Here is a 240-nt window from a genome sequence, read left to right as displayed (position 1 = left end):
CAGCAATGATTTTCTCTTTTGGTGCACCTAGATTAAACCGCAGGTAAGTCTTACCTTCTGGTCCATAAACCTTACCATTCATGATCGCGATTCTTTCTTGTTTTACCAGAACACTTTGCAATTCATCCATACTATAAGGTAAATCTTTTATGTTGATCCAGCCTAAGTAGGTTGCTTCTGGAATAGTGAAATGAATTCGCGGATCAGCAGACAGTATCTTCTTTGCTTCGAAAAAGTTCT

Annotated in this window: 1 pseudogene; it reads right to left on the bottom strand. The window is 38.3% G+C overall.

What is annotated here, in order from left to right:
• Positions 1 to 240, bottom strand: a pseudogene (locus P8629_RS12610) (hypothetical protein); the annotation flags it as partial.

Origin of the sequence: Hydrogenovibrio sp. 3SP14C1 (genome assembly GCF_029625905.1) — a bacterium.
GTDB lineage: Bacteria > Pseudomonadota > Gammaproteobacteria > Thiomicrospirales > Thiomicrospiraceae > Hydrogenovibrio.
This window is presented reverse-complemented; position numbering and strand designations above follow the sequence as displayed.